This is a genomic window from Desulfosalsimonas propionicica, assembly GCF_013761005.1.
Taxonomy (GTDB): Bacteria; Desulfobacterota; Desulfobacteria; order Desulfobacterales; family Desulfosalsimonadaceae; genus Desulfosalsimonas; species Desulfosalsimonas propionicica.
On sequence record NZ_JACDUS010000002.1, the window covers coordinates 416,015 to 430,071 of the forward strand.

Here is a 14,057-nt window from a genome sequence, read left to right on the forward strand (position 1 = left end):
GGCTTAGGGCATATGATCATAATCGTTTCGCACCAGTACCTCCCGGGGCTTGACCCCGTCGGAGGGTCCCACAACGCCTTCTTTTTCCATGACCTCGATCATGCGCGCTGCCCGGTTATAGCCGATACGCAAATGCCGCTGCACCATGGAAATCGAGGCCTGCCCGGTCTTTGTCACAAGGGCTACGGCCTCGTCGTAGCGCTCATCATAATCCTGTTCCCCGTTTTCCTGCTTGTCGGCCTCAGGGGCCTCAATAACCTCGTGATCATACTCCGGTGCCTTCTGAGATTTCAGAAATTCAATCACCCGGGTGACCTCGTCTTCTGACACATAGGCTCCGTGAATGCGCTGAAGCTTGGCCGTACCCGGGGGCAGAAAAAGCATATCCCCGTTTCCAAGAAGGCTTTCCGCCCCGTTGATATCGATGATGGTGCGCGAATCGATCTTGGAGGACACCTGAAAAGACAGGCGGGTCGGAAAATTGGCCTTGATTAGGCCTGTGAGCACGTCCACTGAAGGCCGCTGGGTGGCCAGAATTAAATGAATACCTGCAGCCCGGGCCATTTGGGCCAGCCGGGTGAGGCTGACCTCCACATCCCGGGAGGAAACCATCATCAGGTCGGCCAGCTCATCAACGATGACAACGATATAGGGCAGTTTCGAGGGCGGCGGCTGGCCCTCTTCGGGTTTTTCCTTTTCAATCCGGGCATTGTATTGCTTGATATTGCGGACCTTTTTTTCAGAAAGCAGCTTATAGCGGCGCTCCATTTCCCGCACAGCCCAGAAAAGCGAATTGGTGGCCTTTTTCATGTCTGTGACCACAGGGGCGATCAAATGGGGGATACCGTCGTAATTCGACAGCTCAATACGCTTGGGATCAATCATGATCAATTTGACCTCCTCCGGGGTGGCTTTAAACAGAATGCTGGCTATCATGGTGTTTAAAGCAACACTTTTGCCCGTTCCTGTGGCCCCGGCAATCAAAAGGTGCGGCATGCCTTCGAGATCGGCCACAACCGGATAACCCACAATGTCCTTGCCAAGGGCAATGGTCAGCCTGGAGGCGGATTTTTTGTATACTGAAGAGGCAATGATATCTTTAAACCCCACCAGTTCCCTTTTCTTGTTGGGAATTTCTATTCCAATAACCGCTTTTCCGGGAATCGGGGCCACAATGCGCACGCTCAGTGCCTTTAATGCAAGCGCCAGGTCATCGGAAAGATTCACAATCTTGTTGATTTTCACCCCGGGCGCAGGAGCGAATTCATACCGGGTGATCACAGGTCCGGGCAACACTTCGGTAACATTGCCCTGGACTCCGAAATCCTGGAGTTTCTGCTCCAACAGGGCGGACTGCTGCCGCAAATGCTCATGATCCACCCCGTCTTTGATTTTTTCCGCATCTTCAAGAAACTCCAGGGGCGGCAATTGAAACCCTTCCTGCTGGACCTGCATGGATTCAAACTCCTGCTGGCGGAAGGCGGGCTGGGGTGCCAAGGCGGGCGGCGCCGGGGCCTGGATCTTGATGTCACCTGATTTGCCCGGTGTTTTTTCCAAAACAGGGACCTTTGCGCCGGTTTTACGGGTTTCCGGCATTTCTTCCGGTTTTGGCGCCGCTGAAGCCACCGCCGCAGGAAGTTGTTCCGGTTGGCTGGCTTTTTCGGGCTTATACGCCCGTGGGGCGGCAGCCGGCTTTTTTTTCTGACCGCCCTGGCCTGACCGGTTGACAACGGCCTTGCATAGACCCGCAGCACCCGAAAGCAATTTCAGAATCCGCGTCCGAATACAGTCTGCCAAAAGGATGACCAGGCGAAATGCGTTTCTGGAAACCGCCACCAGGGAAATTCCGGTTGCCATGATAAAGCCGATAGCCAGCATGACGGCAAAAATCAGCATGGCACCGGAACGGTTGGCGTATTTTTCAAATACGGCCATCATTGGATAGCCAAGAATGCCACCGGCCGGATAGGGAGTCTGGAAAATCAGGTAGCTGTCTTTAAACAGAGAAGAAACCGCGCCGGTGCCCACAATGAGCAGAATTGCCCCGGATGCCATAAGCCAGGGAGACAGGGCGGAGTCGTGGGTATAGAAACGAAGCGAGGCCATGAGCAAAAAAACCGGAATCCAAAAGGCCCCCACGCCGAAAAGATCCAGCATCAGGCCAGCAGCATAAGCCCCTGCCACGCCGAAAAAATTATGCACCTGCCGCCAGTCCGCAGCATGGTTAAAGCCGGGATCAGCCGGATGATAGGACATCAGGCTCACAAGAGAAAAAATCACGAGAAAAAAACACAGGATTCCCAGAATTTCCTTCTGCAGGGTCCGGTATCCCGGGTTTGCCTGAAAAAGCCGCTTCATGGATCAAAGCTCCAGGATAAACGGCAATATTACCGGCCGGCGCTTTATGGTAAAACTGAAGTACTCCCTGAGGGCCCCGGGCAGGCGGCGGCGGATGATATCGGCCGGATGGGGAAGATCCACTGCATCATCAACAATTTCGAGCACAACGCACTTGGCGTCTTCAATAATGTGACCGGTTTCGGTTTCAAACACAAATCCCTTGGAAACAATTTCCGGGCCGTAAATCACAAACCCGGTATCCTCGTCAATGGCCATGGTCACCGCCACCATTCCCTCTTCGGAAAGCAGACGCCTTTCTTTTAACACCAGCCGGCCCACATCGCCAATGCCCTTGCCATCCACCAGTACCCGGCTTGTCGGGATCCGCTCGCTGATCCGGGCGCCGCGTTCCTCAAACACAACCACGTCGCCGTCCTCGGCCAGCAGCACATGATCCCTGGCAATACCGCATTCAGCCGCCAGCTGGGAATGGTGGTAGAGATGCCGGTATTCACCGTGGATGGGAATGAAATACCTGGGACGCACGGTTTCGATCATCATTTTGAGCTCGTCGCGAAAGGCGTGGCCGGACACGTGGATGTCGGAGATTTTTTCATAAATCACATTGGCGCCCCTGCGAAAGAGGTTGTTGATGATCTTGGCAATGGCTTTTTCGTTTCCCGGGATGAACTTGGAGGACAGCACCACCGTGTCGCCGGGCTTGACCTTGATCTGTTTGTGAATGCCGGTGGACATGCGTGCCAGGGCAGACATGGGCTCGCCCTGACTTCCGGTGGTGAGAATCATCACCTCTTCCTCAGGGTAGGCGTCGATATCCTCAAGAAAAATCTCCATACCCTCCGGGACATGGAGCAGGTTCAAATCCCGGGCAATCCGGACACTGAGCTCAATGCTTCTGCCGTTGAACAAAATCTTTCGCCGGCCGGACTTGATGATATTGATAACCTGCTGGATGCGGGATACATTGGAGGCAAACAGGGCAACAATCACCCGGCCCGGGCTGTTGACAACAATGTTTTCCAGACTTTTTTGCACCCGCGCATCCGAAGGGGTGCGCCCTTCCCTTTCCACGTTCGTGGAATCAGATAAAAGCGCCAAAACCCCCTTTTCCCCGCACCGGGCAAAGGAATCCATATCGGTTTCCAGCCCGGCAATGGTGGAATCGGAAATTTTGAAATCCCCGGTGTGCACAATCAGGCCGTATGGCGTGTCAATGGCCATGCCCACCCCGTCGAGCACGCTGTGATGGACCCGGATAAATAAAAAGGAAAAAGGCGCAATTGCCAGCTTTTGGCCCGCCCGAATTTCGTGGAGGCTGGCTGAGGCCAGCAGGCCGTGCTCTTCTATCTTGTGGCGGACCATGCCCAGGGTAAAGGCCGTGCCGTAGACCGGCGCCTGGATTTCCCGGAGCAGATACGGCAGGGCCCCTATATGATCTTCATGGGCATGGGTCAGGACAATGGCCCTGACCCGGTTTTTGTTCTGAAACAGATATCCCATGTCCGGGATCACATAATCCACCCCCAGCATGTAGTCTTCCGGAAACATCAGGCCTGCGTCAATGACCACAATGGAGCCTCTGCATTCCAGGGCCATCATATTCAGGCCGATTTCTCCGAGTCCGCCAAGAGGGATGATTTTCAGCATAATCAAGCAGATCCGTTGCAGGTCAGTAAAGATTTACTGATCCGTGGAGGTTAAACAGGGATACCGAGTTGCCGGACAATGCTGTCCATCAGATCAATCAACCAGTTTCGCTGTGCTTTAGTGGCGTAATCCATGCAGTCGCACCGCACCCGCTGATGCGTACGCACCAGAAACTCGCCTGCAAAAGCGCCGGGTTTGATCTGCAAGGCGAAAAAAAGGGGGTGGCAGTCCTCGTGGGCCGCCTGCACCGGGGTAAGGTATTCAGGATCCAGGGCAACCCAGTACACCCGGCCGAGAGCAGGCGGTCCGTACTGCTGTCTTAAATGGTTTTCCAGCGCCTCCGTGTCCTGTTCCCGAAGTTGATCAATAACGTATTGTTTCATTTTGGTATCGTTATCATATTCAATATGAATGCACAAGCGCCGGATCTTTGTTTCCGGCTTCATGAGCCAGGAGTTTCTTTTTCATTAGCGATCCGCCGCCAAATCCGCCTGTTTCGCCATTGCTGCGAACCACCCGGTGACAGGCAATCAGCAGGGGCCACGGGTTGGCTGCCAGGGTGTTGCCAACAAACCGGGCGGCACCGGATTTTCCCAGTTTTACGGCAATATCACGGTAGGACCGGACCTGTCCACAGGGAATTTCTGCCGTGAGGCGCAGCACCTGCTGCTGCAACGGGGTCAGCCGCTCCGGGCTCAGCCATTGCCATGGAGTTGCAATGGGCCGGCAAAATTCAAAATAGTCATGTATCATTTTTGTCACAGCCATGGCCGGGGGGCATTGCTGAAAATCGAAACCCAAACCGGATAACCCCGGTCCCTGTGGCCGGCCCGGCAAAAAAACCCTCTGCAGATCAAAGGGATGGGTTTGTGCGGCCACGAACACTGTTCCCATCCAGGTGTGAACGGAAAAACACAGCATTCTCAGTTCCCGGGATAAAAATCAAAAAGGTTTCCGTTTGCATCAAAATCCCACGGCCGCCAGGAAGAAACCTGTTTTAACCCTCCCTTCTCATTTGCAGCCGGCTGCAGAGAGCGCGATATTTCCATGTATTGCAGGGAGGTCGTGTCCCGTATTCTCACAATCCGGGCATCTGATCCATTTTCAATGCCTGCGGTATGTATGCACACCTGCATGCATTGCCAATCTGTATCAAAATACACGGGGATGGCGGCTTTTTCCGGTGATATGGCGGCAACCGCGTTTACTGCGGTTTTTTCCCGGTCCATACGTTTGACCAGCCGGGCGGTGGTAACGTCTGCCAGTCCGATGCCGTTTGCATTGCCATCGCTGTCACGGGTAAGGTCGCGCACAAAAATCCGCCCCGGACAAGGCGGAGCGGAAAAATCACCGGCAATGTCCCGGTGCCGGCCTGTGATATTGGAATCCATGCCAATACCCGATATTTCCTTGCCAATTTGGTCCACCACCAGGATATCCAGGCAGTCAAAGGGAATTGTTCCCATCATGGACCGCGCACGGGCCAGCAATTGTTTTTCCCGGTGGATCAGTGTCTCCGGGGCAAGGGCCTCAATGGTATACAATTTCCCGCATCCGTTTTCCGTCAGGGCTAGGCCGAAGAGTATCGGCAACTTTTTGAGCACAACCGCGGCCGCGGTTTCAATGAAGGAAAAGCCGCGGGAGACCGCAAAACGATGGCAGGCCGCCGCACCGGCCTCCAGGCCCAGGCCGATGACCAGCATTTTGCACAGCCCGCTTTCAATGACGGCGGAAAACTTGGTGTGGGGCTTGATCCGGTTGACCGGAACAATCCAGTCGGCATCCAGGGCAGCAGCGGAAAAATAAAGCGGCAGGCCGTCGTCGGTTCTGTCAATCCGGCGGGTATTCATATCCGCACATACCGGTACGCCCAACCCCTGCCCGGTGATGCCCAGGGAGGCCAGCACCCGGGTCTGCCCCTCGGCACAGGCTCCGCCGTGGCTGCCCATGGCCGGGACAATAAAGGGCTTTGCCCCTTTTTCACGGAAAAATGCTACCAGTTCGGATACGACCGTATCCAGTCGGTCAATGCGCCGGCTTCCAACAGCTATGGCAATGGATTTTCCGTTAAGGCAAAAAGACGGGGGCACCTGACTGGCCGCGGCCAGACGGGTTTGCTGTCCTGCATTCCGAAGCGCGGCGCTGGCCAGGTCCTGATAATAAAGCGCCATTTCCGGCAGTGGAAAAAAATTTGGATACAATGGGATCTCGCGGTTGCAATGAAGGGTTGCGCAGGATAAACTGCAAGATCGTCAAAAGGCAGTGCCGGACCTGTGTCCGGTGCGGAAAATCCCCGGCCATGACAACATGGCCGGGGCAAAATCAGTGGTTGTGCTATATTTTAAATTTCTTCCACGGTGATGGCGCCGGGCTCGCAAACCTCGATGCAGCTTTCACATCCCAGGCATTCCTCGGCGTTGACAGGAACGGACTTGCCGTCCTGGATTTCAAAGACTTCCACCGGGCATACTTCCACACACTCTTCGCACCCTTCGCATTTTTCCGCGTCAACGATCGGATTAAAAGCCATTTCAAATCTCCTTTCTCATTGTCTCAAATTATAATGATATATCATGGGGCCTTTGGTTTCAGCTTTTGCGTTGCAAGATTTTTCTCATTATACCAAATAAATAATCGCGTCAAGGGTCATGATTCGAATTTTTGCTTCATGCCCCTGCAGCAGGCAGCAACCCGATAATCCGGCCGGAATCGCGCATTTTGTAAAAAGACATTTCCGGAAGCAAACCCCCTGCCGCCGGATCGGGAAAGGCGGCTTGTACGTTTTCCGGCAGTCGTTCCGCAATTGACAGGGTTTCAAAATGTTCATCAACTGCGGAAACCACCGCCGGACTGGATGTAATCCAGATTTGCGGGCACTCCGGATCCCGTTCGGCCAGGCGGAGCCATGCGCGGATCCGGGCCTCGGGCATATATCCCCCCGGATCTTCAGGCCCGGCGGCAGCGCCGGAGCCGATCCTGTTGTCTGAAAACCCGGAATCCGGTCCGGAAGCACCGCCCTGCCCCCGGATGCGGGCAAACATCTGTTGTGCCGTATGATCGGTTGCAGCCAGGTCATTTTCGAGTTCCGCTGCCTGACGGTCAAATTCCTGGGCCATTAACAAAAACAGCCGGGCAATCAATACCGGATCCGGGGCTGTATGCTCCTCCTTGCCTCCCTTTACAATTTCCGTGCTGATTTCCCGGGCAAATTCCTGGTTGTAAAACCCGGCTTCCGCACAAGACTTCAGCGCTGCAGCGTGTTTCTGGTGCACCTGCCCCCAGTTCTGGTACTGCCGCGCCAGATCCGTGAGATGCCGGTCGTCTCCATGCACCGGGCGCCGCAAAATGATGCGTTCCTGCCGGTCAAGATCTTCCATGAAAGCCGGGGCCGCGCCCTCGGCAGGCTGATAGACCACTGGCGGGCCAAAGCGCGCACAGGTCCAGTCCGCCCATCTTTCTGAAATAAAAGTAAACGGGAAAAATGCAGTTGTTATCTTATTCATGAGTCTCCGATTTTTTCGTCCTTGATTTCAACACCGGCTTGCTGAAGCTGCTGCCGGATTTCATCCGCCCGGGCAAAATCCTTCCGGGCCCGGGCCTGATTTCTCTCCCGGATCAGGGCCTCGATTTCCGGGGGAAGGGTTTTGGGGGTAAAGTCAAAAAAGCCCAGCACCTGGTCGATGTCTTCAAACGTGTTTAAAAATTTATCTGCCTGCTCCCGGGTGAGTCGTTTTTCAGACACCAGAGCGTTGATCCGACGAATTTTTCGAAAAATCGCCGCCATGGCCCGGGGCATGTTCAAATCATCATCCATGGCATTGATCAATCCCTGCCGGATGTCATAGGCAATCTGATCGATTTCCTCAGTGGATGCCGCATCGTTTCCGGCCTGGTCAACCTGCTGCAGGCCTTTGATGCAGGCGTCAATGCGCCGGATGGCATTTTGGGCCTGATCCAGGCGTTTCGGCCCATATTCCAGGGGCTTTCGGTAATGGCCGGTGATCAGCCAGAAGCGGACATCCCTGGGCGTGTATCCCATATTCCGAAGATCTTCAAGGGTGGGGAGCCCCTGTTTCTGCGCCCGGGTGCCGTTTTGCCCGGCGTGCACCTGTTCGCAGTGGACCCAGTAGCGGGCAAGCGGTTTCCCGGTCAACGCCTTGGCAATGGCCCGCTCATTTTCATGATGCGGGAAGACCAGTTCCCGGGTGCTGGTGTGAATGTCATAGGTTTTGCCCAGGTGTTTCATGGAAATGGCCGCACACTGAATATGCCAGGAGGGGCGCACGTTGCCCCACTGGGTTTTGACGTAAATACCGCGCTTGAGCTCGGAGAGCCGGGCACGTTTGAGCAGGGTGAAATCCCTGGGGTTGTTTTTCTCGTATTCGTCCAAATCCACCGTGGCCCCGAGCTTGATTTTGTCAATGTCAATGCCGGATAACTGCCCATACTCGGAAAAAGACCCGATGCTGAAATAAAGGGACCGAAGCTTTTCATAGGCAAAACCCTTGTCATAGAGTCCGGTGGCAACCCGAACCATGTCGTCCACGTGCTCGCTGGCCCTTGGAAAATGATCGGCCGGAACGATATTCAAAGCCTCCAGGTCGGCCATGAACCGATCGATATAATAACGGGTGTATTCGACAAGGGATTGTCCTGCACTTTCCGATCCCTGAATGGTCTTGTCATCCATGTCCGTGATGTTCATCACATGATTGACATCCAGGTCCCGGTAGCGCAAATACCTGTAGAGCAGATCCGAAAACACGAACCTGCGGCATTCGCCCAGATGAATAAACTTGTTGGCCGTGGGCCCGCAGGTGTACATGGACACCCGTCCCTTTTGGATGGGGTCAAAGGGCATCTTGGACCGGGTCAGGGTGTTGAACAGATGAATTTCCGCCTTCTTCTTGACCAAAAACAGGGGTGTGCTCAGATATCGCTCCCCGCTGTCGGCAAAAATGGCCACAATGGTGCCTTCTGTCATCTCTGCGGCCTGCCGGGCGGCAATCACCATGGCCGCCCCGCTGCTCATGCCCACAAACAGGCCCTCCTCCCGGGCCAGGCGCCGGGTCATTTCAAAGGCTTCTTCATCATCAATGTTGATCTTTTCATCCAGCCATTTTTTTTCAAAAATTTCAGGACGATAGGCTTCCTTGAGATTTTTCAGGCCCTGGAGTTTGTGGCCCAGGTAGGGCTCCACCCCGATGATTCTGATGTCCGGATCATACTCCCGGAACCTGCGGGCGCATCCCATCACTGTTCCGGTGGTGCCCATGGTGGCCACAAATGCCGATATTTTTCCGCCGGTCTGCTCAATGATTTCTCCGGCAGTGCCCTGATAATGGGCCTGCCAGTTGGCGGGATTGTTGTACTGGTCGGTCATGAAATAACGGTCCGGGTCTTCGCGGACCAGGCGATAGACCTCTTCAATGGCCCCGTCCGTGCCCAGGTGCCCGGGCGTAAGAAAGATCTCTGCACCCCGGGCCTCTAAAATCTTACGGCGCTCAAGGGACACAGCATCGGACATGGCCAGCATCACCCGGTAGCCCTTTACCGCACAGATCATGGCCAGGCCGATGCCGGTGTTGCCGCTGGTGGCTTCAATAACGGTCTTTTCCGATGTGAGTTCCCCGGACTGTTCCCCGGCCTCGATCATGGCCAGGGCCGGCCGGTCCTTGATGGAGCCGCCGGGATTGACGTATTCAAGCTTGGCAAGAATCCGGACGGCCGGATTGGGGTTTAACCGCCGGATCTCCACCATGGGTGTATTGCCGATGGTATCGAGTATGGAATAATGCATGTGCTTGGGTCCTTATGGCACGCTTGCCGGCTGCGGGCAAATCAGGGCTGAAAATCGGCTGCAAGCCGGAGCGCAAGTTGTTCAATGATGGCCGCCCGCACCTGTTCCCGGGCAGCGTCTGCTGCTACCACCCGGATGCGTTCGGGATTTTCGCGCGCCAGGTCCAGATACCCCTGGCGGACTTTTTCGTGGAACCGGATGGTTTCCATCTCAAACCGGGTCTCCTGCGTATGGCGGTCCCCGGATTGGATCTGCCGCCATGCCCGGGATAATCCGATTTCGGCCGGAAGATCAAGCAAAAAAGTCAGATCCGGCGTAACACCGCCCAGAACCAGTTCATTCAAATCCCGTACAACTTTTGCGGAAATGCCCCTGGCCGCACCCTGGTAAGCCACGGTTGAATCACAGAAGCGGTCGCAGATCACAATGCTGCCCTGTTGCAGGGCCGGCCGGATCACCCGGCTGACATGCTGGGCCCGGTCGGCCTCGTAGAGCAATAATTCGGCCATGGGATCCAGGCCGGCATTTCCCGGCGAAAGCAATATGGCCCGGATTTGCCGGCCCGCCTCCGTGCCTCCCGGCTCCCGGGTAACCACGCAATGGTGCCCCCTGTCCTCAAGATAGGCCACCATGGCGGGAATCAGAGTGGACTTGCCGGAACCTTCAATGCCTTCCAGTGTAATCAGCATAAATTCTGCAACCGTATTTTTCAGCCCTGGGTTTCCGGTGTACCCCGGAAAAAAAACCGCTCCAGGGGTTTGTGATAGCCCGTCCATTCGGCGTCTGCATCCTGACTTTCCATAAATTCACGGATGCCTTTGATCTTGGCGTCGATTTCATCAAGATAATTGAGCAATACGGCTTCAAGGGTTTTGGGCGGTTCCGGGGAACCCAGTTCCCGGCTGCCGTGATGGCTGACCATCATGTGCCGCAGCAGAAGCGCCGTTTGCTTGGGAAAATCCGGGATCTGCCGGATTTTTTCTTCAAGCATCCCCACCCCGATAACAATATGGCTGACAAGCCGGCCTTCGCTGGAATAATCAATGTTTGTATCAAATACAAATTCATTGATTTTGCCAATGTCATGCAGAATGGCACCGGTGATCAGCAGATCCCGGTCAATGCCGGAGTAATGACCGGCCACCCGGTCTGCGAGCAGGGCCAGGGACAGGCTGTGCTCAAGCAGGCCGCCGATATAGGCATGATGCATTTTCTTGGCCGCAGGGGCTTGTTTAAACTGTGCGACAAAGCCGGCATCATTCCAGAAGGCATCGAGCAGTCCCCGCAGCACATCAGAGGAAACAGCCTGCCCGAGAGCTTTGATCCGCTCAAGCATCTGTTCCGGGTTCCTCCGGGTGGCGGGCAGAAAGTCAGCGGGATCAGCACCGGTTTCAGCGGGCTCCAGCCCCTTGACCACCACCTGCAGTCCCCCCCGGTATTCGGAGATATGGCCCTGTACACGGACCACGTCTCCGGCCGCAGCTGCATCGGCGATCTGCTCCACGTTGTCCCATACAACGCCCCGGACCCGCCCGGTCTTATCCGATAACGCAATACTGAGATACGGGGCCCCGTCTTTTTTGTGACTCAGCGTCTTTTCAGCCAGAACAAAGAGTTCGGTCACGGCCTGGCCGGATTTTAGCTGACTGACGAACCACTTTTTCATCAAATGCCTGTCATTTCTGAATTGGCGGGATTTTTTCCAGCTATTGGCTTGACATTTTTTATTTTTCGGTTTTTTATACTGGAATTTTACCTGTGCATCAAGGTATTATTCAAAAGCTCGGATCAGACCTGACCACAACCCTTTGGCGGCGTCAGGCGCGGCCATCAGCGCAAATGTTGCAAATGCCCATGTCCCGATTTTTACGGAAACAAACCTGTCTGTGGATGGCCGCCATATGTGCAGCGGTGCTGATAACAAATGCCGCCGTCGCACAGGAGATTTCTGACCCAGCGCTGACCAACGGCGGCTGGCAGGTCTTTGCCGACCGGCTCACCTATGATCCGGAAACGCAGTTGTACAAGGCCCTGGGCAATGTATTGATCATTCAGGGCCAAAAAGAACTGACAGCAGATTTTGCCACCCTTGACCAGGCTGCCAAAACCGCCAGAGCCGAAGGCAATGTGGTACTGGTATCCGGCGGCGACCGGATGTCCGGACGGCGCCTGGAGATGAACATGGCCGACAACACCGGCACCCTTTATGACGGATTTGTGTTTATTCGGGAAAATCAGTTCCGCATCCGCGGCGATCGCATTGAAAAAACCGGCGAGTCCACATACCGGATTCATGAAGCGTCCCTGACCACCTGCGAAGGCGATTCGCCGGACTGGCAGATCACCGGAAAGGAAGTCGAGGTCACCCTGGAGGGCTACGGGTATGTTTCCCATGCGGCTTTCCGGGTTCGGCAAATGCCGCTCCTGTATATGCCCTGGTTTATGTTTCCGGCCAAGACCGAACGGCAAAGCGGCCTGCTCCCGCCCAGTGCCACCTATTCCAGCCGCAACGGTATTGAATACACCCAGCCGTATTTCTGGGCCATATCCGATAACACGGACGCCACCTTTTATTACCAGCACCTGCAGGAGCGGGGGGAAAGACTGGGTGCTGAATACCGCTACATGCGGTCTGAAGACTCAAAAGGGGTTCTGATGTTTGACGGGTTCGAAGACAGAAGAATCGATGACGGAAGCCCGGAAGCCACTGAAGACTGGGGGTATGATCACGACAACGCACCCAGACCCAATGACGACAGATACTGGTTCCGGGCAAAGTTTGACCAGGAACTGCCCGGCGGGGCCATGGCCCGGCTGGATCTCGATGTGGTCAGCGATCAGGACTATCTCCGGGAATTTTCCGGCGGGTACATGGGATATGATGCCGCAGAAGAGCAGTTTTTTTCCCATTTCGGCAGAGATCTCGATGATGAGAACAACCCGGTTCGCACCAACCGGTTAAACATCAACAAGATCTGGAACTATCATGTCTTAAACACGGACCTGGTCTGGTATGATGATGTGATCAAGCGTCGGCAAAGCGATACCAATGACACCCTCCAGCGGCTTCCCCGGGTGGGATACAGCGCCCTGAAACAGCCCCTGCTCGAGGTTCCCGGTTTTTCCAATCAGATGCTGTTTGCCGCCATGGACAGCGAATACACCTATTTTTTCCGTGAAGACGGGTTGACCGGCCACCGGATGGATCTCCATCCCCGGATTTTCCTGCCCATACGCCTTTATGAAAGCTTTACCTTTGAGCCGTCACTGGGCTTCCGACAGACGGCCTGGTATGTTGACGGGGACCGGGAAGATTACACTGCAGGCGCTGACCGCTACAAGCACCGGGAAATGTATGACATCGGTGCTGAGCTCTCCACAGAGCTAAGCCGGGTGTTTTCCGTTGACAGCGAAAATGTGGAAAAGATCAAACACCTGATTATTCCCCTGCTTTCCTACGAATATGTGCCCGAATCCGATCAGTCGGAATTTCCCTTTTTTGATGAAAACGATCGGTATCAACAGCAAAACCGCATGGCGCTTTCCCTTACCCAGTTTCTGACCTCCAGGCGCACAGTCAGCGATCCGAAAAAAGACGATGGGCCCGGACACCGCTACAATCAATTTTTGCGTTTTTATATCGAGCAGGGCTATGATTTTAACCAGAGCCATGATCCCGACCTGGCCTTTGAACCCCTGTTTGCGGAACTCGACTTTACCCCGGCATCCCCGGTTACCCTGCGCGCAGACGCACAATGGAGCCACGAGGCAGACAAATTCATTTCCACCAACTTCTCTGTTCATTACCGCAGCAGCCGGGGTGACCGGCTTCACGCTGAATACCGAAACAACCGGGAATATGAATCCGAAGTGGCCTACCGCAACACCGATCAGCAGGCCCGGGAAAGCCTGTATCTTGAAGTCGAAACCCCCGTAACCCGCCAACTGACTCTTCTGGCGGATTACGAGCGAAGCCTGGAAACAGACGAAAGTATTGAAACCGGCCTGGGTTTTCGCTGGCGGTCCCAGTGCTGGGCTCTGCAGGTCAGGTACGAAAAAGAGGGAGAGGACCATGACATCGCGTTTATGATTAACCTCTACGGGCTCGGAAATTTCGGGGATTGATTGCCCGGATATGTTACAAATGACAGTCTCCGGCTGTGCACTTTTGCTTAACCCCTTGACTTATTGAAAATTTATGTTTAATTAGGAGAAACAGCTTGCAACCGGAGATTTTGACACAGGAGGA

At 54.9% G+C, this 14,057-nt stretch carries 11 protein-coding genes; 1 reads left to right on the forward strand and 10 read right to left on the reverse strand.

What is annotated here, in order from left to right; genetic code table 11:
* Positions 1–3: 3 nt before the first annotated feature.
* The 10 genes from HNR65_RS05205 to HNR65_RS05250 form a co-directional block, all read right to left on the reverse strand.
* On the reverse strand, positions 4–2,358 hold the full coding sequence (locus tag HNR65_RS05205; RefSeq protein ID WP_232364657.1) for a DNA translocase FtsK: 2,355 nt from the start codon (positions 2,356–2,358) through the stop codon (positions 4–6).
* Positions 2,359–2,361: 3 nt separating this feature from the next.
* The gene (locus HNR65_RS05210; protein ID WP_181550401.1) at positions 2,362–4,008 is read right to left on the reverse strand and encodes a ribonuclease J; all 1,647 of its coding nucleotides are present in this window, start codon (positions 4,006–4,008) and stop codon (positions 2,362–2,364) included.
* A gap of 50 nt (positions 4,009–4,058) precedes the next feature.
* Positions 4,059–4,391 (reverse strand): hypothetical protein, encoded by a 333-nt coding sequence (locus HNR65_RS05215; protein WP_181550402.1) that lies wholly within the window; start codon positions 4,389–4,391, stop codon positions 4,059–4,061.
* A gap of 19 nt (positions 4,392–4,410) precedes the next feature.
* Positions 4,411–4,929 carry a methylated-DNA--[protein]-cysteine S-methyltransferase gene (locus HNR65_RS05220; RefSeq protein WP_181550403.1) on the reverse strand — a complete coding sequence of 173 codons (519 nt, stop codon included), beginning with the start codon at positions 4,927–4,929 and terminating at the stop codon, positions 4,411–4,413.
* 2 nt (positions 4,930–4,931) lie between these two features.
* Complete coding sequence (locus HNR65_RS05225) at positions 4,932–6,209, reverse strand: nickel pincer cofactor-dependent isomerase, group 22 (RefSeq protein ID WP_181550404.1); 1,278 nt, start codon at positions 6,207–6,209, stop codon at positions 4,932–4,934.
* A 140-nt stretch (positions 6,210–6,349) separates the two neighbouring features.
* Positions 6,350–6,538, reverse strand: coding sequence for a ferredoxin (locus HNR65_RS05230; protein WP_181550405.1), 189 nt, complete (start codon positions 6,536–6,538; stop codon positions 6,350–6,352).
* 136 nt (positions 6,539–6,674) lie between these two features.
* A complete protein-coding gene (locus HNR65_RS05235; RefSeq protein WP_181550406.1) occupies positions 6,675–7,511 on the reverse strand; it encodes a hypothetical protein in 837 nt (278 codons plus the stop codon).
* Positions 7,508–9,808, reverse strand: a complete 2,301-nt coding sequence (gene cysS / locus HNR65_RS05240) for a cysteine--tRNA ligase (protein WP_181550407.1) — start codon at positions 9,806–9,808, stop codon at positions 7,508–7,510. Before cysS ends, HNR65_RS05235 begins: the two co-directional genes overlap by 4 nt.
* 41 nt (positions 9,809–9,849) lie before the next feature.
* On the reverse strand, positions 9,850–10,497 hold the full coding sequence (gene tmk / locus HNR65_RS05245) for a dTMP kinase (protein ID WP_181550408.1): 648 nt from the start codon (positions 10,495–10,497) through the stop codon (positions 9,850–9,852).
* 20 nt (positions 10,498–10,517) lie between these two features.
* On the reverse strand, positions 10,518–11,474 hold the full coding sequence (locus HNR65_RS05250) for a 3'-5' exoribonuclease YhaM family protein (RefSeq protein ID WP_181550409.1): 957 nt from the start codon (positions 11,472–11,474) through the stop codon (positions 10,518–10,520).
* A gap of 188 nt (positions 11,475–11,662) precedes the next feature.
* Between HNR65_RS05250 and HNR65_RS05255 the strand changes: the two genes are divergently transcribed.
* Positions 11,663–13,933 carry an LPS-assembly protein LptD gene (locus HNR65_RS05255; protein ID WP_181550410.1) on the forward strand — a complete coding sequence of 757 codons (2,271 nt, stop codon included), beginning with the start codon at positions 11,663–11,665 and terminating at the stop codon, positions 13,931–13,933.
* Positions 13,934–14,057 lie beyond the last annotated feature (124 nt).